Source organism: Tsukamurella strandjordii (assembly GCF_039525985.1).
GTDB lineage: Bacteria > Actinomycetota > Actinomycetes > Mycobacteriales > Mycobacteriaceae > Tsukamurella > Tsukamurella strandjordii.
In genome coordinates this window covers 247,586-273,115 of sequence record NZ_BAAAII010000008.1, presented here as the reverse complement: position 1 = coordinate 273,115, position 25,530 = coordinate 247,586, and the positions used below count along the sequence as shown (strand labels likewise).

The window sequence follows — 25,530 nt, the reverse complement described above, 5'->3', positions numbered from 1 at the left end:
GGACTCCCAGGTTGTGGGCCAATCGATCCCGTCCGGCTCCATGTACCGAGCCGCTCATGCCGTCTCCTCCACCGCGTGCCACAGGTCGTCGCCCTGATCCTTGACGAAGCCCCGGCCCCGAGGCTCCACTTCGACGACATCCGTGAGCCAGACGGTGTCGCCCGGCGCCCAGCCCGCGATGACCGAGTGCACCCCCGGCTCCACCTCGATCGCCGTGCCGCTCGCTGCCAGGTACGCGCCGACCTGTAGGTGCACCGCGTCGTACTCCTCTGCCACGGCCGTCCAGTCCGGCATCACCCAGCGGGTATCGGCGAGTCCCGTGGTCCGGTACCAGTCGTGCCGCTTCGACGCGGTCACGTCCAGCGGATAGCGGCGGCACAGCTCCGCCCATGCTGCTGCGGAATCGATCTCGAAGACGCGCCCCGACGCCCGAGCACGGTCTACCGCCGCTCGAGTCTCGCCGAAGCCGTCCTCGATCAAATACAGACCGGTCGGCACGCCGGCCTGCTCGGAACAGGTGCGCGGTAATGAATACGGTGGACGGGACCACCAGATTCCGCCGTAGCGCGCCCTCGGGTCGCTCGGCCGTTCCCTGGCGGCGGTGACCTCGTCGCGAAGGACCCCGGCCCGCCACACGTCGAGATGCTCAGACGCCTTTCGCAGCACGATGCCTTCCGAACGGCCGCCCATCCAGACCGCGAACTGTGCGCGATCAATCCCCGCGGTCCACCACTGCGCCACAGGCGCTACCGCAACGATCTCGGCGATCCGCCGAAGCCCGACCGCCAGTTCGGGGCGCGAAGCGAGGATGTCGTGCGGCTCCTGCCAGTACATCGCCAGCTCGACGATCGACTCCAATGCGAGGTGGATCCAATGGTCGTCGATCGCCTCGACCGCGGCCAGCGTCGCGACGAGCGTACTCACGCGGTCCTCGGAGCCCGGGTTGATCCCGATCCCACCCGGTGCGTACCAGCCGCCGTCCACACTGGAATCGAGCCGAACTCCGATCCGCTGTGACGCCTCCGAGACGTCCCGGTAGGCGAAACACGCAGCCAACAGGCAGAGTTGCCGGCCGCGGGGGCCGGACATCAACTGCTCCGCGAGCGGCGTCATGGCTACATCGCTACGGGACGACGTTGACGAGCTTGCCGGACACCACGATCACCTTGCGCGGGGCACCGTCGAGCAGCTCGGCGACCTTGGGCTCGGCCAGCGCGGCGGCCTCGAGCGCCTCGTCGGAGGCATCGGCGCCCACGGTGATCCGGGCACGCACCTTGCCCTTCACCTGCACCGGGATCTCGATGGTGTCCTCCACCAGCCACTGCGGATCGTGCTGCGGGAAGGGCCCGTGCGCCAGGGACTCGGTGTGGCCCAGACGATTCCACAGCTCCTCGGCGATGTGCGGCGCCACCGGCGCCAGCATCAGCGCGAGCGGCTCCGCCGCGGCCCGCGGCGCACCGCCCGGGTACGCCTTGGTCAGATGGTTGGTCAGCTCGATCAACTTGGCGATGGCGGTGTTGTCACGCATCTCCGAGTAGTCCTCGCGGACTCCGGCGATCGTCTTGTGCAGCAGGCGCATCGTCTCATCCGACGGGGTCTCGTCGGTCACCCGGACGGCGCCCGTCTCCTCGTCGATCACGGTGCGCCACGCGCGCTGCAGGAATCGCTGCGAGCCGACGACGTCCTTGGTGGCCCAGGCACGGTCCTGATCCAGCGGGCCCATCGACATCTCGTAGACGCGCAGGGTGTCGGCGCCGTAGTCGCGCGCGACCTCGTCCGGCGCCACCGAGTTCTTCAGCGACTTGCCCATCTTGCCGTACTCGCGGTTCACCTCCTGATCGCCCAGGAAGTACTTGCCGTCGCGCTCGACGACCTCCTCCGCGGGCACGTAGACGCCGCGCGAGTCGGTGTAGGCGAAGGCCTGGATCATGCCCTGGTTGAACAGCTTCCGGTAGGGCTCCCGCGAGCTCACATGACCCAGGTCGAAGAGCACCTTGTGCCAGAACCGCGCGTACAGCAGGTGCAGCACCGCGTGCTCCACGCCGCCCACGTACAGATCGACACCGCCGGGATCCTTCGCACCGTTCACCTCGGGACGCGGGCCCATCCAGTAGGCCTCGTTCTCCTTGGCGCAGAAGGCCTCCGAGTTGGTCGGATCGATGTAGCGCAGCTGGTACCAGGAGCTACCGGCCCACTGCGGCATCACATTCGCATCGCGCGTGTAGTCCTTGAGCCCGTCGCCCAGGTCCAGCTCCACGTGCAGCCAGTCAGTGGCCTTGGCCAGCGGGGGATTGGGCTGCGAATCCGAGTCCTCCGGATCGAAGGCCACCGGCGCGTAGTCCTTGACCTCCGGGAGCAGCACGGCCAGTTCGGATTCCGGCAGGGCGTGCGGCGCACCGTCGGCGTCGAAGACGATGGGGAAGGGCTCGCCCCAGTACCGCTGCCGCGCGAACAGCCAGTCGCGCAGCTTGTACTGCACGGTGCCCTCACCGGCGCCCGTCTTCTCCAGGAAGGCGGTGACGGCGACCTTGGCCTCGGACACGTTCAGCCCGTTGATGTCCAGATCACCGTGCGCGGAGTTCACGGCGGGACCGTCGCCGGTGTAGGCCTCGTCCGTCACACCCACATCGCTGCCGACCACCTCGATGATGGGCAGGCCGAACGTGGTCGCGAACTCGTGGTCGCGGGTGTCGTGCGCGGGGACGGCCATGATGGCGCCGGTGCCGTATCCCATGAGCACGTAGTCGCCGATGAACACCGGAACCTCGGTGCCGTTCACCGGATTCGTCGCGGTGGTGCCCAGGAAGACGCCGGTCTTCTCCTTGTTCTCCTGGCGCTCCAGATCCGACTTCGCGGCGATCGACGCGCGGTACGCGGCGACGGCCTCGGCCGGGGTCGCGGCGCCGCCGGTCCAGCGCTCGTCGGTGCCCGCGGGCCACGCCTCGGCGACCAGGGAGTCAACCAGCGGGTGCTCGGGGGAGAGCACCAGGTAGGTGGCGCCGAACAGGGTGTCCTGGCGCGTGGTGAAGACCTCGATCGGCTCGGTGCCGACGGCGGGGGAGAAGCGCACTCGCGCACCGCGGCTGCGGCCGATCCAGTTGCGCTGCATGGACTTGACCTTCTCCGGCCAGTCCAGCACGTCCAGATCGTCGATCAGGCGATCGGAGTAGGCGGTGATCCGCATCATCCACTGCCGCAGCTGCTTGCGGTACACCGGGAAGTTGCCGCGCTCACTGCGGCCGTCGGCGGTGACCTCCTCGTTGGCGAGCACCGTGCCCAGGCCCGGGCACCAGTTCACCAGCGAATTGCTCTCGTAGACCAGGCGGTACTCGTCGAGCACGGCGCCGCGCTCGACCACCGTCAGGCTCGACCAGTCGCGACCGTCGGCCAGCGCACGGCTGCCGTCCGCGAACTCGGCCTCCAGCTCGGCGATGGGCCGCGCGCGGTCCTGGGCGGCGTCGTACCAGGAGTTGTAGATCTGCAGGAAGATCCACTGCGTCCAGTGGTAGAACTCCGGATCGGTGGTGGACACCCGGCGCCGCTCGTCGTGCGCCAGGCCCAGGGTGGCGATCTGCTCCAGGTACCGCGCCACGTTCTTCTCCGTGGTGACCCGGGGGTGGGTGCCGGTCTGCACCGCGTACTGCTCGGCGGGCAGTCCGAAGGCGTCGAAGCCCATCGTGTGCAGCACGTTTGCACCGTTCATCCGGTGGTACCGGCCGTAGACGTCGGTGGCGATGAAGCCCAGCGGGTGGCCCACGTGCAGGCCCGCGCCCGACGGGTACGGGAACATGTCCAGCAGGAAGAGCTTGTCGGCGGGCAGCGCACCGTCGGCCGCCTTGAGCGGGCCGACGGGGTTCGGGGCGTTGAAGACGCCACCGTCGCGCCAAGTGTCGCGCCACCGCTGCTCGATCGCGCCCGCGAGCTCCGCCGTGTAGCGATGGGCGGGCACGGCGGAGGCGGTCTGTTCCACGTTCTGGGTCACCCCACCAGCCTAAATGCTGCCCCTGATGGGACGAAATTCGCGGCGAACCTACACTGGACGGGTGCTCGTCTTGGTTGTGATCCTGGCAGTGGCCGCACTCGCCGCACTCGCGGTCGGTGCGGCCGGACTCGCGGGCCGCCTCCCCGAGAACGGCTTCGTGGGGGTCCGCACCGAGCAGACGCTCTCCGACCCGCTGCTCTGGCGCACCGCGAACCGCGTCGCCGGACCGGGCCTCATGGCCGCCGGCATCATCTTCGGCGGCGGGGCCCTGGTGGGCCTCGCGATGAGCGCGCCCTGGTCCTACATCGCCGTCGGCATCGCCGTGCTCGCAGGCCTGTTCCTCGCCGGATTCGGCGCCCTGCAGGGCTCGCGCGCAGCATCGATCCAGGCCCGCCTGCAGATGCCCGACGCCACCTGCTGCAGCGCCGACGACGCCACGGACGGCGCACCGTCGAACCCCGCCGACGATTGCGGTGTGACCGGCGGGTGCGGCGCATGCGTACTCAAGGGCATGTGCGACCACGAGCCGCACCCCGCGTAAATGCGCGCTCTGCTGAACAAGCTGTCGATCGACGGCTTCATCCTCGCGATCTTCGCCGCCGTCGCGGTGGCCGCCGTCTTCCCCGCCCAGGGCAAGGCCGTGCCGGTGGTCGACGGCGCCGTCACCGTCGCCATCGCCGTCCTGTTCTTCCTGTACGGCGCCCGCATCCACCCGCAGGAGGCGCTCGCCGGCCTGAAGCACTGGCGCCTGCACGCCGTGATCCTCGGCTTCACCTTCGTGGTCTTCCCGATCATCGGCGTGCTGCTGCAGTTCCTGCCGCCCGCCCTGCTCACTCCCAGCCTGTACGCGGGAGTGCTGTTCCTGACGCTGCTGCCGTCCACGGTGCAGTCATCGATCGCCTTCACCTCGATCGCCGGCGGCAACGTGCCCGGCGCCATCGTGAGCGCCTCACTGTCCAACCTGCTGGGCATCTTCATCACACCGCTGCTGGTGCTGGGCCTCATGGCCACCACCGGCGAGGTGCAGTTCCGCAGCAGCGCCGTGCTCGACCTGTGCCTGCAACTGCTGCTGCCCTTCATCCTGGGCCAGCTGTCGCGCCGCTGGGTGGCCGACTTCGTCAAGGAGCACGCCGCGGCCCTGAAGTACGTGGACCGCGGATCGATCGTGCTCGTGGTCTACGCGGCCTTCTCCGCCGGTATGCGCGAACACATCTGGAGCCAGGTGTCGTGGGTGGGCGTGCTGCAGCTGATCGTGCTGTCGGTGCTGCTGGTGCTGTTCATGCTGTGGCTCACCCGGTTCTCCGCCGAGAAGCTGGGCTTCGACCGCGGCGACATGATCGCGATCCAGTTCTGCGGCACCAAGAAGTCGATGGCCACGGGCCTGCCCATGGCCGCCGTGCTGTTCGCCGGACAGCCCGTGGGCCTGCTGGTGCTGCCGCTGATGATCTTCCACCAGATCCAGCTCATGATGTGCGCCTGGCTGGCCGCCAAGTACGGACGCGAGCTGGAGCCCGCACAGCCGCGGTGACTCACTCCACCGCGGGCTGCTCCGAGACCAGCTTCAACGTGGGTTCGACCTTCTCGATGAACCACTTCCGGCTCAGCGACGTGGGCTGATACACCGAATAGGTGAGGTCCAGATCCGCGATCACCGTGGAGTCCCGCTGCACCTGCGGCAGCGCGGTGTACCCCGGCAGCTTGAGCAGATCCGCACCGGCGGCACCGTTCGGGTAGATCGCCATGAAGTTGGCACCGATCTTCGGCAACAGCTCCAGCGAGACCATCCCGCGGTTCGCCGGATTGGTGAACCGGGAGTCCTCGCGGATCGCCTTCGGCATCAGCAGGCCCAGCTCGGTGAAGAACCGGTTCGTGGGGTCCTGCGGATCGGCGATCACGTTGAAGCTCGCCGACGACGCCACGTACTGCGCCACGAACCCCGTCTTACCGCGCAGGCCCGGGTACTTCTGCGCCACCCCGGCCACGTACTCGTGATCGGCCGCGATCACCTGCTTGGCCTGATCCTCCTTCCCGAGGATCTTGCCCAGCGCCAGCAGCTGCGTGTCCCACCCGGCCTCCGCACCCGAGGCGCCGATGCCGCCGAGCACCTTGGTGACACCGCTGATCGAGCTGAAGTTCTTGCCGCGCACGATGCGGTGATCGCCCACGAACAGATCGGGCTGGTACTTGGCGATCTCCTCGACCGGGAGCTCGGTGGCGCTGGCCGCCTTGATCACCGGCACGTCCTTGAGCTGCTCGCGCTGCCACGGCGCCGGCAGGGGCTGGGTGAGCTGCACGATCGCGACGGGCTTGATGCCCAGCGCCAGCACGTTGTCGATGGAGTAGCCCGAGGCCACGATGCGCTTCGGTCCCACCGGGTAGTCGATGGTGCCGTTCGCCTGGGGGATCGACACCGTGGACGACGAGGGTGCCGGCGCCTGCGGATCGGACGTCCCGCATCCGGCGAGTAGCGCCAGGGCCGCCAGGGCGGCGAGGACCTTCTTCACATTGCCTCCTCCAGCCGGTGCTCGGGAGGTAAGTCTAGCCTAATTCATTGGGTGTCCATCCGCGCGGTCACCCGCCAGAGGTAGAACGCCGTCGGCACGATCAGGATCTCGACCACCTGCATCGCGCCGCTGGCGCCGAACTCGTACACGCGGTTGTCGCCGAGCAGCTCCCCGATCGCCGGGAAGCCGATCGCGGCGAAGAATCCCCAGCGCTCGTTCACCAGCACGGTGAGCGCGAGCATCGCATAGGCCAACGCGATGCCCATGTGTCCGGCACCGTCGATCGGAACACCGCACCGCACCACGCGGATCAGCTGGCCGATCCCGGCGAGTGTGAGGAGCGCACCCAGAAGGACGCGGGCCCGGAGATGCCGGTGACCTGCGGTAGTGACGGCGGCCAAGACGGTCGCTCCCTTGTTAGACAATTGTCTCTAACTAAATGCTACGACAAGGTTGGTTGTCATGCCGACCGGGGGCCACGCGACGACGAGTCGCAGAGAAGGTCGTCCGGACATCGGACACGCGACGACGACCGCCGCTCGAGGACCGTCAGTTGACGGAGACGTCCACCGGGTGCGTCGCCAGCAACGAGGTGGGGAAGCCCTGACGGCGCAAGACCTTTCCCCACAGATCGACCCGCGGGGGCGTCAGCACATCGGTGTGCAGGGACGCGCACGGAATCCAATCGTCGCGCTCCAGCTCATCGTCGAGCTGGCCCATGCCCCAACCGCTGTACCCCGCGAACACCCGCACACCGTCGAGCAGCTCGTCCATCATCTCGACATCCGAATCGAGATCCACCAGCACCACGCGGCCCGACACCGGCTGCAGGCCGCGGATACCCTCCACGTCCTGCCCCGCCTTCACCACGCCCAAGCACAGCGCGGCGGACTGATTCACCGGACCGCCCACGAACACCGCCTTCGGCTTCGCGGCCAGCTCGTGCCACTGCGGCAGCACACCGTGCACCGCGGACTCGCTCGGGCGATTGAGCACCACGCCCAGGCTGCCGGACTCGTTGTGCTCGATGAGGTAGACGACGGTGCGCCGGAAAGTGGGCTCGTACAACTCCGGGGACGACACCAGAAGCGTGCCCGCGGACACGTCGATATCCGCGCCCGCGTTCTCACCCGAGGACGCGTCCCGCGGAGCGGATTCGTTGGAACGATCGGGACCCACGTCCCCATCATGGCACGCACCACCGACTTCGGGGTCGCACACCACGACCGGCGCACCGTCGCTATCGTGAAGCGGTGACAGTCAGCGGTCCGGGTGCGGACCCGCAGCCCAAGCCAGCGGCGTGGCGCACCTTCCGCGATCTGCCCGACCTGCTGCGCCTGCTGGGCGTCCGGCTGCTGAGCCAGTACGCCGAGGGCCTGTTCCAGGCCGCGCTGGGCAGCGCCATCGTTTTCAACCCGCAGCGCGGCGCCTCCCCGGCGGCCATCGCCGCGGGCCTCGCCGTCCTGCTGCTGCCCTACTCCGTGGTGGGACCGTTCGCCGGGGCCCTGCTCGACCGCTGGGACCGCCGGCGGGTTTTCATCGTGGCGAATCTGATCCGCGCCGCGCTCATCGTGCTGTGCGCCGCGATCCTCGCCTCGGGCGGCGGCGAGACACCGATCTTCATCGTCGCGCTGGTGGTCGGCGGAGCGGGCCGGTTCGTGGCCTCGGGTCTGTCGGCCTCGCTCCCGCACGTGGTCGACCGCGAGCAACTGGTGGCGATGAACTCGGTCACCACCACCTTCGGCGCGGGCGCCACCGCGCTCGGCGCCACCACCGCGGTGGGCCTGCGCGCCATGTTCGGACCCGACGATGCGGGCAGCGCCGCCGTCCTCGGCTGCGCCGCGCTGATCGCCGTGGCCGGCGCCGCACTCGCCGCCCGCTTCCCCGCCGGCGTCCTCGGACCGGACCATGATCCGGACGCCCCCGTCGCGAAGACCTCCGCCGTGCACGACATCGGCACCGGGCTCGCGCACGGCGCCATCGCCGCCTGGCGCGCACCGTCGGTCACCGCGGCCCTCACCGGTATGGGAGCACACCGCACCGTCTTCGGCTTCAACACCATGATGCTGCTGCTCCTGACGCGCTACCACTTCACCGACGGCACCCTGGGACTCGCCGGATTCGGCGCGGTCGCGGGCGCCACGGCGGTGGGGATGTTCGCCGCCGCGGTCATCGTGCCCTTCGCGGTGGCGCGCACCGGCCGGCGCAACACCGTGGTCGGCGCGCTCGCCGTGGCCTGCCTGACCCAGCTCTGCGTGCTCACCCTCAACTTCGCCGTGCTGGTGTGCGCGGCGGCGATCCTGGGACTGGCCGGGCAGGTGGTCAAACTGTCCGGCGATGCGGCCATGCAGATGGACGTCCCCGACGAACGCCGCGGGCAGGTCTTCGCCTTCCAGGACGCCCTGTTCAACGTGACCTTCGTGGCCGCCGTCGCCTTCGCCGCCGCCGTCGTCCCGTACGACGGGGCCAGCCGCCCGCTGGCCCTGTTCGGGGCCGCGATCTACGCCGTGGCCGTGGTCCTGGTGCTGGCGCTGTACCGGCGGAAGGGAACCCCCGTCGCGCCCGACGCGTCCAATTGATGTGGGGGACGACGGCTCGATCGAGTACTGGTTCGGCGTCGGCGACGGGCAGGTGAGCACCTGGCGGTCGCCCGCGGTCGACGGTGCCGTCCTGCTCGACTTCGACGGCGACGGGCGCCTCGACGATGCGGTACTGGACCTCGATGCGGACGGTCGCGCCGACGCCGCCGCACTCGATCTCGACGACGACGGCACCGGCGAGTCCCGCTTCCGCGACGACGGCAGCGGCCTGTGGGCGCAGCGCGAGACGCCCGCACCGTCGCGCTGCCGGGCACCGGGTGTCCCGGCTCCCGCCGCACCGGAACCAGCACCCGCGCCCGCGACACCGGCACCCGCCGCGCCGGGAGAGCCGGCGCCACCGGTCACACCCGTCCCGGCCGAGCCGGGCCAGGCGCCCCGGCAGGCGGTGGTCGATTCCGACGGTGACGGCGCGCCCGATGTCCTGCTGTTCGACGCCGACGGCGACGGGGCGGCCGACGGGGCCGTCGATGTGCGCTAACCGGAAGAGGTCATTTCGCTTCGCGTACGACCGGCGTAGGGTGTGCGGCATGAACCGGACGATTCGGATCGGCGGCGCGGCCGCCACGGTGCTCGCGCTCCTCGTCTCGATGATCGCCGGGGGCGCGGGCTCCGCCGCCGCGGCTGCGCCGCCCGCGGACGGCGTGGTCGTGGACGTGACGAACACCGTCTTCCTCGTCCCCACCCCGCCGCAGCGGGTCAAGGTCTACGCCGACGGCCGCATCATCACCAACGGCGATTCCCCCGGCGGGCTCGTCCAGCTGCGCGGCACTCGCGCCGATGTGGCCGATCTCCGGGCGATCGCCGAACGCGTGCTGCGCAACCGTCCGGCCGTCGACACCCGCGCCGTGATCATGGACGGTTCCGCCGTCACCGCCACCGTCGTGGCCGCCGACGGGACCGTCCTGCGCACCCAGCTCGACAATCCGCAGCCCCGCGGCTGGCCCGCCCTCGGCGACCTCAGCTACGACCTGCGCAAGCGGATCCTCACGATCCCCGGCGAGCGCACCCCGTACCTGGAGCAGCGCTGACTAGGAGCCCTGCCGCTCCGTCCACCACTTCTTCAGTTCGGCCTCGGCCTCGTCGCGGTCGAGCGGGCCGCGGTCGAGCCGGAGCTCCTTGAGGAACTTCCACGCCGCGCCCACCTGCGGTCCGGGCTCCAGGCCCAGGAGCTCCATGATCGCGTTGCCGTCCAGATCGGGCCGCACCCGCGCCAGATCCTCCTGCGCGGCGATCTTCGCGATCCGCTCCTCCAGGCCGTCGTAGGTGGCCTGCAGCCGAGCCGCGCGCCGCTTGTTGCGGGTGGTGCAGTCGGCGCGCACCAGCTTGTGCAGCCGGGGGAGCAGCGGTCCGGCGTCGGTGGCGTAGCGGCGCACCGCGGAATCGGTCCACTGGCCATCGCCGTAGCCGTGGAACCGCAGGTGCAGGAAGACCAGCTGCGCCACGTCCTCGATCACGGCCTTGGGGTAGGCGAGGGCCCGCATCCGCTTGCGCACCATCTTCGCGCCCACCACCTCGTGGTGGTGGAAGGAGACCCCGCCGTTGGCCTCGTGCCGGCGGGTGGCGGGCTTGCCGATGTCGTGCAGCAGCGCGGCCCAGCGCAGGATCAGGTCTGGATCGGACTCCTCCAGGTCGATGGCCTGCTGCAGCACCGTCATCGAGTGCCAGAAGACGTCCTTGTGCTGGTGGTGTTCGTCGATCGCCAGCTTCATCCCGGGGATCTCGGGGATCACCCGCTCGGCGAGGCCGGTGTCCACCAGCAGCACGATGCCGTCCACCGGGTGCTCGCCCAGGATCAGCTTGTCCAGTTCCGCGCGCACCCGCTCGGCGGTGATCCGGTCGATCTCGGGCGCCATGTCGGTCATCGCGCGCTGCACCCGCTCGGCCACCGAGAAGCCCAGCTGGGAGACGAAACGGGCGGCGCGCAGCATCCGCAGCGGATCGTCGGAGAAGGACTCCTCCGGGGTGGCCGGGGTGTCGATCTCGCCGGCCAGCAGGGCGTCCAGCCCGTTCAGCGGATCGTGGAAATCCTCGGCGCCCTCGCGGCCCACCTTCACGGCCATCGCGTTGATGGTGAAATCGCGGCGCACCAGATCGTCGCGCAGGTTCTCGCCGAACTTCACCACGGGATTGCGGGTGACCCGGTCGTAGGCCTCGGCGCGGTAGGTGGTGATCTCGATCTGTTGATCGTGGAAGGCGGCGCTCACGGTGCCGAACTCGATCCCGGTGTCCCACATCGCCTCGGCCCAGCCGCGCAGCAGGTCCTGGACCTGTTCGGGGCGGGCGTCGGTGGTGAAGTCCAGATCGCTGGTGAGGCGGCCGAGCAGCGCATCGCGCACCGATCCGCCCACCAGGTACAGCTCGTGACCCGCATCGGCGAACCGGGTGCCCAGCGGCACCAGCACATCGGACAGCTCACGCAACGAGATGTGCGCGGCCGCCAGCAGCCTGGTCCGGCGCTCGGCGCGCGGATCGGAAGTCGAATCGGTCACGACCCACCAGTCTACGGCGCTGCGGCGCACCGTCGAAACACCCCGACCGGGGCGGGCGGCGCCGGGCAAAACACCGGCGTGGCGTTCGCGACGGCAACCGGCCAGTAGCATCGGGGGGTGACCTCCGCAGAATCCGCCGACACCCCGGGACGCCCGCAGCGCCCGGGTGCCACCGGCGACTCTGCAGGCGGCGGGGCCTCTCGGCCGCGTCGTCGCCGCCGTCGCGGCGGCCGCGGACGGTCCCGCGCGCAGCTCTCCGCCGTCGCCGATCAGGCGCCGGAGGCACAGACCGCGGACGCCCCACCCGCACCGTCGACCCCAGAACAGAAGCCCCGCAACACCCGCACCGAGGGTGGCACCCCGAAGCAGAAGCGCGCCGCCGGACAGCGCGGCCGCACCCGCCCCGACCAGCGCGTTCGCACCGTCCGCGAGACCTCGGCCGGCGGCCTGGTGGTGGCCGGTCTCGACGGTGACGGCGACGGTCTGCGCGCCGCGCTGATCGGCCGCGTGGACCGCCGCGGCCGCACCCTGTGGTCGCTGCCGAAGGGCCACATCGAGGAGGGCGAGACCGCCGAGCTCACCGCGATCCGCGAGATCGCCGAAGAGACCGGTCTCACCGGCTCGGTGCTCGCGCCGATCGGGAAGATCGACTACTGGTTCGCCGTCGAGGGCCGCCGCGTGCACAAGACCGTGCACCACTTCCTGCTGTCCTGGGAGAGCGGCGATCTCTCGGCCGAGGACTACGAGGTGTCCGAGGTGGCGTGGGTGCCGCTCACGGAACTGAGCAGCAAGCTCACCTACTCCGACGAGCGCAAGCTGGTGGCCGCCGCCCGCACGGTGATCAGTGATCTGACCGCCGATCCGGACGAGCTGGCGGCCCGCGTGGCCGCGGCGCCGCGCAGCGAACCGTCGGCCTACGAGCGGGCGGCCGCCGAGCGCAACGCCGTGCGCAACGATCCGCCGAAGCCGCGGCGCCGGCGCGGCGGACGCCGGTCCCGGGGCCGGCGCGGCGGCGGAGGCGGGAGCGGGAGCGGTCAGACGTGACCCGGTCGGCCCGCCTGCTGTGCGTGCTGACGCTGCTGGTCGCACTGACCGGATTGGCCGCCCCCACGCGGGCGGGAATGCCGGACGCGCAGTTCGTCCGGATCGCGATCGACGAGATCACGCCCCGCGTCACCGCTGATTCCCCGAACGATGTGACGGTGCGCGGCACCATCACCAACTTCGGCGACCGCGATGTGAGCGATCTCGAGGTCCGGGTGCAGCGCGCCCCCGCCATCGCCGCCTCCGCGCAATTGCGCAGCGATCTGGTGGCCGACAACAACGTCTACGACACGATGGGCCGGTTCCAGCCCGCGGCCAAGGTGCTACGGCCGGGGGAGAAGGCGTCCTTCACGCTGAGCATCCCCGTGCGCGCCGGCAGCACCGGCACCGGCGGTCCCACGCTCGGCATCGACCGGCCGGGGGTCTATCCGATCCTGGTCAACGTGAACGGCAAACCGGCCTACGGCGGCGTCGCCCGGCTCGACGATTCGCGGACCATGCTGCCGGTGCTCGCGCTGCCCGACGACGACACGACCGCGTCCGGCACCGTCGACAAGCCGGTCACCAGCTCGCCGTCCCAGCTCACCGTGCTGTGGCCGCTGGCCGATAATCCGAAGCTCGCGGGTGGTGTGCCCGGTGGTGGCGATGCGCCGGTCCGCCTGGTCGACGATGCGCTGGCCGGCTCGCTCGGCGCGGGCGGGCGGCTCGACGGTCTGCTGGCCGCGTACGAGCAGGCCACCCGCGGTCCCGATCCGCGCCACACCGCGATGCGCACCGGCTCGTGCCTGGCCATCGATCCGGACCTGCTGGTCACGGTGCAGGCGATGACGGGGCCGTACCGCGTGACGCGGAATCCGTCGGACCCGCGCGGCCCCACGCTGGCCGGGACGGGCAGCGACGAGGCCGCGGCGTGGCTGGCGCGGCTGCGGCAGGTGGCCGACGGCTCGTGCGTGGTGGCGCTGCCCTTCGGCCAGGTCGATCTGGAGGCCCTGGGCCGCTCCAACGAGCCCTCGCTGCAGCGGGCCGCGCTGGACAGTTCGGCGGATGTGATCGATTCGATCCTCGGCGTGACCTCGGTGCGGGGCGTGACCCTGCCCGCCTCGGGCGTGCTGCTGGGCGACGGTGCGCAGCAGTCGGTGGCCTCGGACAATTCGGCCGCCGTGGTGGCCGCGACCGCGGTGGGCGCGCCCGCCCGCGGCCGGGGCACCGCGAACGGCATCGTCCCGGTGGGCCGGGGGATCGGCGCCGCCCTGTTCGACCCGTACGTGACCACCGCGCTGGCCGCGCTCGGCGGCACCCCCGACGGTGCGGAGCAGGGCGTGCGGCCCGGCGCCGCGGGCACCACACCGCAGTCCGTGACCTTCGATCTGGACCAGGAGTCGCAGGTCTCGCGGCGGCAGGCCGCGGTGGGCGCGATCGCCGCGTCCGCGCTCGATCCCACCCAGCGGTACGCGCCGCCGGGGGGCTGGGCCGCCGTCACCTCGACCGATCCGATCAGCACGGTCACCGGCCGCACCTCGCTGATCGTGCCGCCGCAGGTGTGGGCCGCGGGCCCGGACGACGCCCGCGCCGTCCTGGACGCGGCGTCCACCCTGTTCGCCTCCGGGCTGGCCGGGCCGCGCACCTTCCGCGATGTGGTGGCCTCGGCGCAGTCGGCGGGGCGCGATCCGGCCGCCGCGGCCGATCCGTGGACCCTGCGGCAGCCGCCCGGCACCGTGGGCTCGCGAGTGCCCGACCGGATCGTGTCCACCGCCGCCGACCACGTCCGCCAGGTCGACCGGCTCGGCGCCGCGCTGATGCCGCTGCCGAAGACCCCGCTCACGCCGCGCGTGTACACCTCCCCGCTGCGGGAGGACGCGGTGCGGGCGCTGCGCTGGGCCCCCGCGCGTTCCGCGGTCGACGGTGACGCCACCATCCGGTTGACCGCGGCCCGTTCCTCGCTGTCGGCGCAGTTGGCGTCGGTGAACATCCTCTCGCCGGGCGGTAGTTACACCCTGGCCTCGGACAAATCGCCGCTGCTGCTGGCGGCCCGCAACGATCTGCCGCTCCCGATCCGCACGGTGATCAACGTGGCGGCACCGGACGGCTTCTCGATCGACGCCTCGGAGGTGCAGGAGCTGCCGGCGCGCGGTACCCGGCAGATCGAGCTGCCCACCACGGCGAACGATTCGCGGCAGGTGGCGGTGCAGTTGTCGCTGCGCACCACCAGCGATATGTCGCTGGGCGAGCCGATCCAGATCACGGTGCATTCGAACGCCTACGGCCGGCCGCTGTTCTGGATCACCTGCGCCGCCGGTGTGCTGCTGGTGCTGCTGTCGGGACGGCGGCTGTGGCGCCGGTTCCGCGGCCAGCCCGACCGCGCCGACGCCGATCGTCCGCCGGCCGACGAGCACGACCGGCGCCTGGCGAACAGTTACAGTGCACACCGGAATCCCACCCCGCCGGATCATCCGTCCGGCTCCCCGGACCCGAAGGACTCATGAGCCGCGCCGAGCCCCGGCACATCCCGCCGCGCAAGGGCACCGTCTCCCCCGGGAGCGGTGGCGGTGACGACGGCGGCACGTCGAGCCTGCTGCGCTCGACGGGATCCGTCGCCGTCGCGACGCTGACCTCCCGGCTCACCGGCTTCCTGCGCACCGTGCTGCTGGCCGCGATCCTGGGCTCGGCCGTGTGGTCGTCGTTCACCGTGGCCAATCAGATGCCGCAGCAGGTCTCGGAGCTGGTGCTGGGCCAGGTGCTCGCGGCGCTGGTGATCCCGGTGCTGATCCGCGCCGAGATGGAGGACAAGGACCGCGGCCAGGCCTTCTTCGAGCGGTTGTTCACCATGTCGCTGGTGATTCTGGGCGCCGCGCTGGTGATCGCGATGATCCTGTCGCCGCTGCTGGTCGGCTGGCTGGTGGGTAAGGCCGACAGCAAGGTGAACGAGCCGCTCACCCAGGCGCTGGTGTACCTGCTGCTCCCACAGCTGGTCTTCTACGGGCTCTCCGCCCTGTTCACCGCCGTGCTCAACACCCGCGCCGTGTTCCGGCCGGGCGCGTGGGCACCGGTGGCCACGAACGTCATCCAGATCAGCACCCTGGTGCTGTTCTATCTGATGCCGGGCGAGCTCACCTTGAACCCGGTGGAGATGAGCGACCCCAAACTGCTCGTCCTCGGCCTCGGCAGCACGATCGGCGTCATCGTCCAGGCGTGCATCCAGCTCCCCGCCATGAAGCGGGCCGGGATCAAACTGCGGCTGCGCTGGGGCGTGGACGATCGGCTCAAGCACTTCGGCGGCATGGGCATCGCGATCATCGCCTACGTCTTCATCTCGCTCCTCGGCTCGTATCTGGTGACCCCCGTGGCCGCGGCGGCCTCGGAGAGCGGGCCCGCGGTCTACGCCAACGTCTGGCTGGTGCTGCAGCTGCCCTACGGCGTGCTGGGTGTGGCGCTGCTGACCGCGGTGATGCCGCGGTTGTCCCGGCACGCGGCCGAGGGCAACCGGAACGCCGTCGTCGACGACCTGTCCCTGGCCACCCGCATCACCATGGTGGCCCTGGTGCCGGTGGTGGCCTTCGCGACGGCCTTCGGCCCGTCGATCGGCCGCGCGCTGTTCAACTACGGGCAGATGTCGGTGGACCAGGCCAACCATCTCGGTACCGCCATCTCCTTCGAGGCCTTCGTCCTCATCCCGTACGCGATGGTGCTGATCCACCTGCGGGTGTTCTACGCGCAGGAGCGTCCGTGGACGCCCACCTTCATCGTGCTCGCGATCACCGGTGTGAAGACCGCGCTGTCGTACCTGGTGCCGCATTTCGTGGACGACGGCAACCGGGTTGTCGAGCTGCTCGGTACCGCCACCGGCCTGGCTTACGCGGCCGGAGCCCTCGTCGGCTGGATCCTGCTGCGGCGGAGTCTGGGCCCGATGCAGCTCACCAATGTGGCCCGCACGCTGATCCAGACGACGGCGGTATCGGCGCTGGTCGTTGTCACTGTGTACGCGATCATGCACGTGAGCGTGCTGCAAAGGCTCGATAAGAGCGGGCCGCTGGGCGCCTTGCTGTACCTTGCAATCGCAGGCGTCCTATCCATGACGTTGATCTACGCGCTGCTCGCGCTCTGGCGGGTTCCGGACGTGCTGGCGATCCTGGCACCTCTGCGGCGCGTCGCGGGCCGGTTCGTGCCCGCGCTGCGGCCGGCGGCACCGTCGGCCCCGGCACGCGAGCGTGAGCCCGCCGAGGCGATCACCGCCGAGCTCCGGCTCGAGGAACTCGAACGGTTCGCCAGCCTCCGCCAGGAGGAGATCACGGCCCAGATGCCGAGGATCGCCGACGATATCGGCCTCCCGTATGCTGGCCAAAGCCATGTTCCCCGGCGGTCGGAGGCACGTGCCGACAATCCGACCACTGGTCTCAGGTACCGCAGAAGAGGAGCATTCGCAGTGACCGAGGACGACTCCGCACGCTCGACCGGCCCCGCAGCCCCGGGCACCGGTCCGATGCCTCTGCCGTCCACGCAGCCCGCCGAGCAGTCCGGTCCGCCGGCGCCGCTCGACGCCTTCGACGATGCCCCGCGCGGCCCGCAGCTGATCCCCGGCGCGGTGGTGGCCGGCGGCCGGTACCGCCTCACCGAGCATTACGGCGGCATCCGCGGCCTGCAGTTCTGGCAGGCCCGCGATATCAACCTCGACCGCGATGTGGCCCTGACCTTCGTCGATTCGGAGCAGCGCGAGCCCGTCCCGGAGCGCGGTGCGCAGATCAGCATGCGCGGCGAGGGACCGCAGTCGATCCTCTCGCGCACGCTGCGCCTGGGCCGGGTGCACTCGAACGGCCTGGCCCGCGTGCTCGACGTGGTGCGCGGCAGCTCCGGCGGCATCGTGGTGGCCGAGTGGATCCCCAGCTACTCGCTCGCCGATGTCGCGGGCACCCACCCGTCGGCGATCGCCGCCGCCAAGGCCGTGCGGTCGCTGGCCAGTGCCGCCGAGGGCGCGCACCGCGCCGGTGCCGCACTGTCGATCGACCATCCCGACCGGGTCCGGATCTCGCAGGACGGCAACGCCTACCTCGCCTTCCCGGGCACCCTCGCCGATGCCACCAAGGAGTCGGACGTGCGCGGCCTGGGCGCGGTGCTCTACGCCCTGCTCCTGGAGAAGTGGCCGCTCGACGAGACCACGGGCCGGATCGTGACCACCGGAACGGGCACCGTCTCCGGGCTGCAGCAGGCCGATGCCGATGCCAACGGCAATCCGGTGGAGCCGCGGGACGCCAAGAGCGACATCCCGTTCGAGATCTCGGCGGTGGCCACCCGCACCCTGGAGGGCGGGCAGGGCATCCGCACCGCCGCCACCGTGCAGCAGTTGCTCGATCAGGCCTCGGTGGTCGATGTGAAGACCGATCTACTGGCGGCCGTGCGGGACAGCCCGCAGCCGGCTGCCTCCCAGCAGCCCGCGGGATCGGCGTCGGCATCGGCGTCGGCCGCCGCGGCGGCGCAGGCCGCCCGGCCCACGCCGCCGAAGCGGGTGCAGACGAGCAAGCGCCCCAAGAACGTTCCGCTACTGGTGATCGCGGCGTGCGCGGTAGTGCTGCTGCTGATCATCGGCCTCACCCTGCTGATCAGCAGCATCACGGGCGGCAAGGACACGCAGTCCAGCGTGGGCTCGCTGTACCCGGCCGGGCAGAGCTCCTCCGCGGCCGCGGCGCCCCCGGCGGCGCCCGGTATCGGTTCTCCGGTGAAGGGCACGGGGGTCGCACTGGTCGATTTCTCCACCCGCGGTAAGGATTCCGCGACGAACATCGAGCACGTGCTCACCGGCGAGGATCCCGCCTGGAAGACCGACACCTACAAGGCGGGCCCGGCGTTCGGGAACCTCAAGAAGGGCGTGGGCCTGATGGTCACGCTCGACAAGGCGGTCTCGCTGACCGGTGGCAGCATCACCTCACCCAGCGCCGGTTCCACGATCGAGGTGCGCACCTCGTCGAAGGACACCGTGAAGTCGGTCGACGAGACCTCGCTCGTCTGGTCGGGCACGATCCGCCCGGGCGCCAACGATTTCCACGTCAGCGCGGTGGCACCGCGCGCCAAGTACGTGCTGGTGTGGATCACCGGGCTGACCAAGGTCGAGGGCAACGACTGGTACACCACGATCAACCGGGTGTCCTTCCAAGGCTCCTGACCGGTCCCTCGTCGGGGACCTGCACCACCACCGGCCGCACGCTCGGCCCGTCCCGGTAGTCCCGGAAACTCACGCGCCATCCGCTCGGATCGCGCAGCGCCGAATCCACCCGGACGTCCTCCGGAATCCCCGGTCCCTCCCGCTGTGCGTGTTCCGCGGCCAGCGCCACCGCCTGCTCCGCGGTGCGGCCGGGCACGCCTTCGATGCGTGGACCGCTACCGGTCCACTGGGTGAGCCCGAATCGCACCAGCCGCTCCCAGGATTCGTCGATCAGGCGCTGCGGCGCCAGCGGTCCGAAGGCCGCCGCCCAGGAGGCGGTGTCGAGCCATTCGTACTCGCACATCCGCACCAGGTGGAACATGGTGTCCCCCACCGCGGCCGGCTCCTCGAAGCGGGCGGCCAGCGCGGCGGCGGCGTCGAAGGTGGTGCTCACCGGCGGGAGCGGTAGGCCCGGTTCGGGCGGAGTCCGGCAGTGCCATCGGCCGTCCTCCCAGAACGTGGCCCAGCCGAAGTGCCCGGTGCGTACCCGGTGATCGAGCATGGTGGCGTGGTCGGCCCAGTCCGGCCCGCCGGCGAGGAGTTCGTCGGCCGACGGTGCGCCGGCCACCCGCCACCCGGCATCGGCGCAGGAGAGCACGGCGCGGTGTGCGGGGAACCCGGCGAGGGTGGCGCCTGCGGTGGAGGAGGCGTGATACCGCGCCACCCAGCCGCCCTCGCCGGCGGCGGTGCTGCGCGGACCGTCGACCGAGATCCGGAAGGGTAGCGGGGCCCCGGCCGCCCCCAGCGGCGCCTCCGCCGCGGCGAGCAGGCACCACCGCGCGTACAGCAGGCGGAGCGGCTCGGCGCAGGCGTTCATGGCCAGAGGATGGACCTCGGCGCTGAACCGTCGCTTGCGGCGCGCTTGGCGGAGCGACGGGGCCGGAATCCGCCGGATCCTGTCGGTGCCCGGCGCTACGGTGCGGACAGGCCCCGAGGGGCGCACCGGAGGAGGGGAGCGGATCATGGAAACGGTGGACGATGGACTGATCGTGGGCGAGGACGGTTTGGCGAGGCCGGCGTGGGCGGCGATCGACGAGTTGCATCGCGAGTACTACGACACCGAGTGGGGGATGCCCATCCGGGACGAGCAGGGGCTGTTCGAGCGGGTCAGTCTGGAGGGCTTCCAGGCGGGTCTGTCGTGGGCCACGGTGCTGCGCAAGCGTCCGCGGTTCCGGGAGGTCTTCGCCGGGTTCGATCCCGATGTGGTGGCCGGTTTCGGCGCAGCGGAGGTGGAGCGCCTGATGGCCGATCCCGGGATCATCCGGAACCGGCAGAAGATCGAGGCCACGATCGGTAATGCGGCGGCCACCATCGCGCTCCGGGAGGACGGTGGCCTGGTGGATCTCATCTGGTCGTTCCGGCCGGAGCGCACCCCGGCGCCGCGCACCATGGCGGAGGTGGCGGCCACCTCGCCCGAGAGCATAGCGCTGTCGAAGGAGTTGCGGCGCCGGGGTTTCCGGTTCGTGGGGCCCACCACGATGTACGCCTTGATGCAGGCGGTGGGCATCGTGGACGATCACCTGGTGGGCAGCCACCGGCGGGGCAGCTCCGGCGTCTGGGCGCCGGGAGCGTAGCGAGCGGGCCCGATCAGTACTGGGCGCCGGGAGCGTAGCGAGCGGGCCCGATCAGTACTGGGCGCCGGGAGCGTAGCGAGCGGTCTCAGTCCGAGACGTGTCCGTAGCGGTGCAGGGTGGTGCTCACCGCCTGTTCCCGCAGCACGCTGAGCAGCTCGCGGCGTCCCGACCAGAGCACCGGTGCGCTCAGCACGGTGTGGCCGCTGGCCGCGGCGGCGGCGAGGAGCTGCGGTTCGGGCTCGCCGAGCACGCGGATGCGAATGGCCTCGTCGCGGGCGGCGAGGGTGCCCGCGTACTCGTCGGCGGTGTGCACCGGTGCTTCGAAGGGCAGGGGCGGCGCGTCCGGGCTCACGGTCACGTCCAGCCGGGTGCCGGTGTGCGCCGCGGCCAGCTGTAGCCGCACGAGATCGCGCGGTGCGGCGCCGGGGCCCACGCGCACTTCGAGTTTGGGGAGCGGACGGTACCGGAAGACGTTGGCCTCGCAGGCCAGTCCGGTGGGGTCGTGTTCGACGCCGAACTCGCTGTCCCAGGCCCGCTGATCGGAGGCGGCGGCGGCGTGCAGCCAGCGCACATCGTCGGCGGAGAGGTGCTGGGCCGCGGCGATGATCCGTTCGCTGAACAGGGTCGGTGCGTGTGCGGGCACATCGGGGCGCGGGGCGTCGCTCCACCGGCCGAGTTGGGCCACGTAGTTCGGGCCTCCGGCCTTGGCGCCGGGTCCGAGGGCGGAGCGTTTCCAGCCGCCGAAGGACTGGCGTTGCACGATGGCGCCGGTGATGTGGCGGTTGATGTAGAGGTTGCCGGCCTCCACCTTCTCGCGCCAGTGGGCGATCTCGTCGGGGTCGAGGCTGTGCAGTCCGGCGGTGAGCCCGTAGCCGGTGGAGTTCTGCATCCGCAGCGCATCGTCGAGGGTGGCGGCGCGCATGATTCCGAGCACGGGACCGAAGCACTCGGTGGTGTGGAACCAGCTGCCCTCGGCGACTCCGTCGAGCACGCCCGGGCTCCACAGCCTGCCCTCGGTGTCGAGGCGACGGGGCTGCACGAGCCAGCGCTCACCGGGTCCGGGGGTGGTGAGGGCGCGGAGCAGTTTGCCGGAGGCGGGTTCGATGAGCGGGCCCACGCTGGTGCCCAGGTCGGTGCCCGGGCCCACCGTGAGGGTGCGCACGGCGTCTTCGAGCTGCCCCAGGAACCGTTTCGAGGTGCCCACGCTGCCGACGGCGATCACCAGGGAGGCGGCGGAGCACTTCTGTCCGGCGTGGCCGAAGGCCGAACGCACCAGATCGTTCACGGCGAGGTCGGGGTCCGCGGCGGGGGTCACGATGAGGGCGTTCTTGCCGGAGGTCTCGGCCAGCAGGTCGAGGTCGGGGCGCCAGCCGCGGAACAGGGCCGCGGTCTCGCTGGCGCCGGTGAGAACCACGGCGCCTGCCTCGGGGTGGGTCACCAGGCGGCGGCCGGCGGCGGCCTCGTCGGCGTTGATCAGTTGCACCAGCTCGCGGGGGACGCCCGCGGCGTGCAGGGCCTCGACGGCCGCCGTGCCGCAGCGCAGCACCTGGGGCGCGGGTTTGATGATCACGGCCGCGCCCGCGGCGAGGGCCGCGAGTACGCCACCCAGCGGGATGGCAACGGGGAAGTTCCACGGCGGGGTCACCACCACCAGCCGGTGGGGCGTGAATTCCGCTTCGCCGCGGGCGTGTTCGGCCAGATCGAGGGCGCTGTGCGCGTAGTAGCGGGCGAAGTCGATGGCCTCGGAGATCTCGGGGTCGGCCTCGGCCACGGTCTTACCGGCTTCGTGCACCATCACGGCGAGCAGATCACCGCGGCGGCGGGACAGTTCGTCGGCCACGCGCTGCAGGCGGTCGGCCCGGTCGGCGGCGGAGAGTGCGGCCCAGGCGGTCTGGGCGCTGAGGGCGGTGGCCACGGCGGTGTCGATCGCCGTGGGGTCGGTGACCGTCGGCGGCGGGGTCACGGTGGGTGGGGCCGCCAGCGCGGCGCGGGCCCAGGCCCGGTTCGCGGGGGTCGACGGGTCGGTGTCGGGTTCGCCGACGAAGGTCGTGCGGTGCGGTGGCAGCGGGTCGTGGGCGCGGTCCTGCACCCGGTTCGGGGTGTCCTGCACCAGGGTGCGGCGCGCGACGGCGGCCCGGAATCGCTGCTCCTCCAGGGGGATCGCGGCGGGGTCGGGGCTGAACATGGAGTACAGGAAGTTGTCGCTGGAGGAGTTCTCCTCCAGGCGGCGCACGAGGTAGGAGACGGCCACGTCGAAGTCGCCGGCGTGCACCACGGGGGTGTAGAGGATGAGCGAGCCCACGTCGGCGCGCACGGCGGCGGCCTCCATGGGGGCCATGCCCTGGAGCATCTCCACGTCGAGTTGCCGTTGCACGCCGCGGCGTTCGGCGAGTTCCACGGCGTAGGCGAGGGAGAAGAGGTTCTGCGAGGCCACGCCGATCCGAAGGGAGTCGGCGTGTTCGGGCCGCAGGGCGATGTCCAGTAGCCGCAGGTAGTCGGCGTCCACATCGGCCTTGGTGCCGTAGGTGGCCAGCGGCCAGTCGTGCAGTTCGGCGTCCACCCGCTCCATGGCGAGGTTGGCTCCCTTGACCAGCCGCACCTTGATCGGGGCGCCGCCGGCGGCGGTGCGGCGGGCGGCGAAGTCGAGCAGCCGGGCCAGGGCGCCGGGCGCATCGGGGAGGTAGGCCTGGAGCACGATTCCGGCTGTCAGGTCGCGGAATTCGGGCTCGTCCAGGAGCGCGGTGAAGACCTCGAGGGTGAGGTGCAGGTCCTTGTACTCCTCCATATCGAGGTTGACGAACTTCCCGCCGTTACGGGCGGTGCGGTACAGCGGGCGCAGCCGCTCGACGATGCGGTCGCGGTTGCCCTCGAGGTCCCAGGGGATGAGCTGGGCGACCACGGAGGAGACCTTGATCGAGACGTAGTCCACCGCGGGGTCGGCGAGCAGCTCGTGGGTGCGGCGCAGCCTGTTATCGGCCTCGCCCTGGCCGAGGACGGCCTCGCCGAGCAGGTTGAGGTTGAGCCGGACGCCGGTATCGCGGGCGCGGCCCAGGCGGCGGCGCAGTTTGTCGCCGTCGGCGTCGAAGACGAGGTGGCCCACCAGCTGCCGCAGCCGGGCACGGGCCACCGGCATCGCGATCGACGGTGCGATCCCCGCGGCCACGGTGCCGAGGCGGAGCAGCGCGGCGTCGGTGCCGCTCATGAAGGAGCCGACGGAGCCGTCGGTGGGGGAGACGAGGCGGCGCAGCGCTGTGGCGGCCACCCGGTCGTCCTCGGGCCGCGCGACCTTGTCGACGAAGCCCATCGTGAAGTCGACGCCGTGCGGGTCGTGGAGCAGTGCGGCGAGGCTGCTGGTGGCGGCGGCCTCGCGGCGGCCCACCTCGGCGGGACGGGGCCCGCGGCTGGTGCGCAGCCAGCGGCCGGCGCGGGCGACGGCACCGTCGATGAGCGCGGGATCGTCGCCGGACACGGCGGCAGGCGGGATCGGATGAAGAGAGGTGTCGACCATGAAGGCCTCCTGAAGCTCGACGCGGGGATGAGGAGAATCCACAGCGACGGGTGCGCCACCTGGCCTGGAGCCGATGTTATCGCCCGAATAGCGGCCGCACCAGGCTTTCCCCAGCTCTTTGCGATCACAGGATCGTGACGTCGAAATCAAGTTAATCGAATAGCAAAGAAAGCCGCCTATCCGGTTCCGAATGCGACCTAACATCCGTTCATGACAGACCGGGGGAAGGTCGCCTCGCGGATCGACGGCTCGGGGGAGCCGAAGACCATGGCGAGGCGAATGCCGAGCACCGTCCACGACCGCCTTCATCACGCGCGCGCGATCGAGGAACCCGACGAGGTGCTGCTCGATCGCGCCGCCGGCGGCGACAACCACGCCTTCACGCTGCTCTATCAGCGGCACCGGCGCCAACTGTTGGCCACCGCCCTGCGCACCATCCGCTCGCACGCCGATGCGGAGGACTGCCTGCAGGAGGCCATGCTCCGCGCCTTCCAGCTCTCGCCCACGTTCCGTGGCGATTGCCGGGTGGCGAGCTGGATGCACCGGATCGTGGTGAACGCCTGCCTCGATCGGGCGCGGCGCAATCAGATCCGGCTGGCGCTGCCGATCCCGGACGATCTGAGCAACTTCGCCTCCGACGAGGGGCGCACCGCCGAGGATCTCGACCGGCGGCTGTCGGTGGACGCGGCGCTGCGGATGCTGCCCGAGGATCAGCGTGCCGCGGTGATCGCGGTCGATATGCACGGTCTGTCGGTCGCGCAGGCCGCGGAATTGCTCGGCGTGGCGGTCGGCACCGTCAAGAGCCGCCGGGCGCGCGCACGGGCCCGGTTGGAGCGCCTGCTGTGCTGATCGGAGCGGCTGGAACACACCAGCGTTCGTACGAGTAAGAAAAGGCACAATGCTGTGTGAGGGCCTCGGGAACCGATCCGCACCCTGATGCGTCCAATTCAGGAGAGGAGGTTGCAGCGATGCTTCCAGGTTCCGACGCCGACGGCGACGGCGAACAGCCCCCGCAGCGGGGCCGCCGCTCGCGGGCGGACCGCGCACGGTCCGACCGGCTCGACGACCTGCTGGCGCAGTACCGCGACGACACGTACGCCACCTGGACCCCTCCCGACGGCCCCGCCGATGTCACCCCCCTCGGCGATCGCCGGATCATCGCCGACCTCCGCACCGCCCCGAAGCCCACGCTGCCCAACAAGCGGCTGCGCTACGGCGCCGCCGCGGTCGGCACCGTCGCCGCCTCCGCCCTGGCCGTCACCGTGGCACTGAGCACCCTCGGCGAGCCGGGCACCGTCGAACCCGATAACGGCATCCTGCTGGCGGCCGCCTCCCCGGGCGGGGACCGCGGCGCCCTCACCGACCACGCCGCACTGCAACGCTGCCTCGATGCCGCCCGGATCCCCACCACCAAACGCATCGTGCTCGGCGCCGGCCCGATCGACGTGCGCGGCACATCCGCCACCGTGCTGCTGCTGCCCGGGCCCGCACTGGGCGACCTGACGCTGCTCGCCGTCACCCCGACCTGCGCACAGGGCACCGCATCGTCGGTGCTCGTGACCCGCACCCTGGCCGCGGCCGCACGCACCGCCACCGCGCCCGCACGCACGCCGTAACCTGGAGCGGAAAGGCTCGCGGG

The 25,530-nt window shown here is 71.1% G+C and carries 19 protein-coding genes; 11 read left to right on the top strand and 8 right to left on the bottom strand.

What is annotated here, in order from left to right; translation table 11 throughout:
• Window positions 1–54 precede the first annotated feature (54 nt).
• Window positions 55–1,113 carry a hypothetical protein gene (locus ABD108_RS15900; protein WP_343930780.1) on the bottom strand — a complete coding sequence of 353 codons (1,059 nt, stop codon included), beginning with the start codon at window positions 1,111–1,113 and terminating at the stop codon, window positions 55–57.
• A gap of 10 nt (window positions 1,114–1,123) precedes the next feature.
• A complete protein-coding gene (gene leuS, locus ABD108_RS15895; RefSeq protein WP_343930779.1) occupies window positions 1,124–3,982 on the bottom strand; it encodes a leucine--tRNA ligase in 2,859 nt (952 codons plus the stop codon).
• Window positions 3,983–4,043: 61 nt separating this feature from the next.
• Here leuS and ABD108_RS15890 point away from each other — a divergent pair, with 61 nt between their 5' ends.
• The gene (locus ABD108_RS15890; protein ID WP_343930778.1) at window positions 4,044–4,523 is read left to right on the top strand and encodes an SdpI family protein; all 480 of its coding nucleotides are present in this window, start codon (window positions 4,044–4,046) and stop codon (window positions 4,521–4,523) included.
• On the top strand, window positions 4,524–5,510 hold the full coding sequence (locus ABD108_RS15885; protein WP_220657209.1) for a bile acid:sodium symporter family protein: 987 nt from the start codon (window positions 4,524–4,526) through the stop codon (window positions 5,508–5,510).
• Between the two features lies 1 nt (window position 5,511).
• On the opposite strand, the gene ABD108_RS15880 is transcribed toward ABD108_RS15885, so the two are convergent.
• From ABD108_RS15880 to ABD108_RS15870, 3 genes are all read right to left on the bottom strand, one after another.
• Window positions 5,512–6,486, bottom strand: coding sequence for an ABC transporter substrate-binding protein (locus ABD108_RS15880; protein WP_343930776.1), 975 nt, complete (start codon window positions 6,484–6,486; stop codon window positions 5,512–5,514).
• Window positions 6,487–6,530: 44 nt separating this feature from the next.
• On the bottom strand, window positions 6,531–6,887 hold the full coding sequence (locus tag ABD108_RS15875; RefSeq protein WP_220657207.1) for a hypothetical protein: 357 nt from the start codon (window positions 6,885–6,887) through the stop codon (window positions 6,531–6,533).
• A 148-nt stretch (window positions 6,888–7,035) separates the two neighbouring features.
• A complete protein-coding gene (locus tag ABD108_RS15870) occupies window positions 7,036–7,665 on the bottom strand; it encodes a YqgE/AlgH family protein (protein WP_220657206.1) in 630 nt (209 codons plus the stop codon).
• Between the two features lie 74 nt (window positions 7,666–7,739).
• On the opposite strand from ABD108_RS15870, the gene ABD108_RS15865 reads away from it, so the two are divergent.
• From ABD108_RS15865 to ABD108_RS15855, 3 genes are read left to right on the top strand one after another with little or no spacing between them, the layout of a single operon-like run.
• Window positions 7,740–9,065, top strand: coding sequence for an MFS transporter (locus tag ABD108_RS15865; protein WP_220657205.1), 1,326 nt, complete (start codon window positions 7,740–7,742; stop codon window positions 9,063–9,065).
• 1 nt (window position 9,066) lies between these two features.
• On the top strand, window positions 9,067–9,564 hold the full coding sequence (locus tag ABD108_RS15860; RefSeq protein WP_343930775.1) for a hypothetical protein: 498 nt from the start codon (window positions 9,067–9,069) through the stop codon (window positions 9,562–9,564).
• Between the two features lie 49 nt (window positions 9,565–9,613).
• The gene (locus tag ABD108_RS15855) at window positions 9,614–10,114 is read left to right on the top strand and encodes a hypothetical protein (protein WP_220657204.1); all 501 of its coding nucleotides are present in this window, start codon (window positions 9,614–9,616) and stop codon (window positions 10,112–10,114) included.
• Here the strand turns inward: ABD108_RS15855 and ABD108_RS15850 are convergent, their stop codons facing one another.
• Entirely contained in the window at window positions 10,115–11,575 is a 1,461-nt protein-coding gene (locus ABD108_RS15850) for a CCA tRNA nucleotidyltransferase (protein ID WP_343930774.1), read from the bottom strand. It abuts the gene before it with no gap.
• A gap of 117 nt (window positions 11,576–11,692) precedes the next feature.
• Between ABD108_RS15850 and ABD108_RS15845 the strand changes: the two genes are divergently transcribed.
• From ABD108_RS15845 to ABD108_RS15835, 3 genes are read left to right on the top strand one after another with little or no spacing between them, the layout of a single operon-like run.
• Window positions 11,693–12,619, top strand: coding sequence for an NUDIX hydrolase (locus tag ABD108_RS15845; RefSeq protein ID WP_343930773.1), 927 nt, complete (start codon window positions 11,693–11,695; stop codon window positions 12,617–12,619).
• Window positions 12,616–15,102 carry a glycoprotein gene (locus ABD108_RS15840; protein WP_343930772.1) on the top strand — a complete coding sequence of 829 codons (2,487 nt, stop codon included), beginning with the start codon at window positions 12,616–12,618 and terminating at the stop codon, window positions 15,100–15,102. Before ABD108_RS15845 ends, ABD108_RS15840 begins: the two co-directional genes overlap by 4 nt.
• Entirely contained in the window at window positions 15,099–18,770 is a 3,672-nt protein-coding gene (locus ABD108_RS15835; RefSeq protein WP_343930771.1) for a murein biosynthesis integral membrane protein MurJ, read from the top strand. The genes ABD108_RS15840 and ABD108_RS15835 overlap by 4 nt, the downstream gene beginning before the upstream one ends.
• Here the strand turns inward: ABD108_RS15835 and ABD108_RS15830 are convergent.
• Window positions 18,742–19,626 carry a hypothetical protein gene (locus ABD108_RS15830; RefSeq protein WP_343930770.1) on the bottom strand — a complete coding sequence of 295 codons (885 nt, stop codon included), beginning with the start codon at window positions 19,624–19,626 and terminating at the stop codon, window positions 18,742–18,744. The two genes, ABD108_RS15835 and ABD108_RS15830, sit on opposite strands and share 29 nt — an antisense overlap.
• A gap of 145 nt (window positions 19,627–19,771) precedes the next feature.
• Between ABD108_RS15830 and ABD108_RS15825 the strand changes: the two genes are divergently transcribed.
• A complete protein-coding gene (locus ABD108_RS15825; RefSeq protein ID WP_305112210.1) occupies window positions 19,772–20,383 on the top strand; it encodes a DNA-3-methyladenine glycosylase I in 612 nt (203 codons plus the stop codon).
• Between the two features lie 85 nt (window positions 20,384–20,468).
• Here the strand turns inward: ABD108_RS15825 and ABD108_RS15820 are convergent, their stop codons facing one another.
• Entirely contained in the window at window positions 20,469–23,891 is a 3,423-nt protein-coding gene (locus tag ABD108_RS15820; protein ID WP_343930769.1) for a proline dehydrogenase family protein, read from the bottom strand.
• Window positions 23,892–24,101: 210 nt separating this feature from the next.
• On the opposite strand from ABD108_RS15820, the gene sigM reads away from it, so the two are divergent.
• Entirely contained in the window at window positions 24,102–24,740 is a 639-nt protein-coding gene (gene sigM, locus ABD108_RS15815) for an RNA polymerase sigma factor SigM (protein WP_255585596.1), read from the top strand.
• A gap of 119 nt (window positions 24,741–24,859) precedes the next feature.
• Complete coding sequence (locus ABD108_RS15810) at window positions 24,860–25,507, top strand: hypothetical protein (protein WP_220657196.1); 648 nt, start codon at window positions 24,860–24,862, stop codon at window positions 25,505–25,507.
• Window positions 25,508–25,530: the final 23 nt, after the last annotated feature.

Excerpts from the sequence above, each read along its gene's own strand:
- ABD108_RS15900 (WP_343930780.1), bottom strand. The coding sequence starts at position 1,113 with ATGACGCCGCTCGCGGAGCAGTTGATGTCCGGCCCCCGCGGCCGGCAA.
- ABD108_RS15885 (WP_220657209.1), top strand. The coding sequence starts at position 4,524 with ATGCGCGCTCTGCTGAACAAGCTGTCGATCGACGGCTTCATCCTCGCG.
- ABD108_RS15855 (WP_220657204.1), top strand. The coding sequence starts at position 9,614 with ATGAACCGGACGATTCGGATCGGCGGCGCGGCCGCCACGGTGCTCGCG.
- ABD108_RS15835 (WP_343930771.1), top strand. The coding sequence starts at position 15,099 with ATGAGCCGCGCCGAGCCCCGGCACATCCCGCCGCGCAAGGGCACCGTC.
- ABD108_RS15830 (WP_343930770.1), bottom strand. The coding sequence starts at position 19,626 with ATGAACGCCTGCGCCGAGCCGCTCCGCCTGCTGTACGCGCGGTGGTGC.
- ABD108_RS15825 (WP_305112210.1), top strand. The coding sequence starts at position 19,772 with ATGGAAACGGTGGACGATGGACTGATCGTGGGCGAGGACGGTTTGGCG.
- ABD108_RS15820 (WP_343930769.1), bottom strand. The coding sequence starts at position 23,891 with ATGGTCGACACCTCTCTTCATCCGATCCCGCCTGCCGCCGTGTCCGGC.
- sigM (WP_255585596.1), top strand. The coding sequence starts at position 24,102 with ATGACAGACCGGGGGAAGGTCGCCTCGCGGATCGACGGCTCGGGGGAG.
- ABD108_RS15810 (WP_220657196.1), top strand. The coding sequence starts at position 24,860 with ATGCTTCCAGGTTCCGACGCCGACGGCGACGGCGAACAGCCCCCGCAG.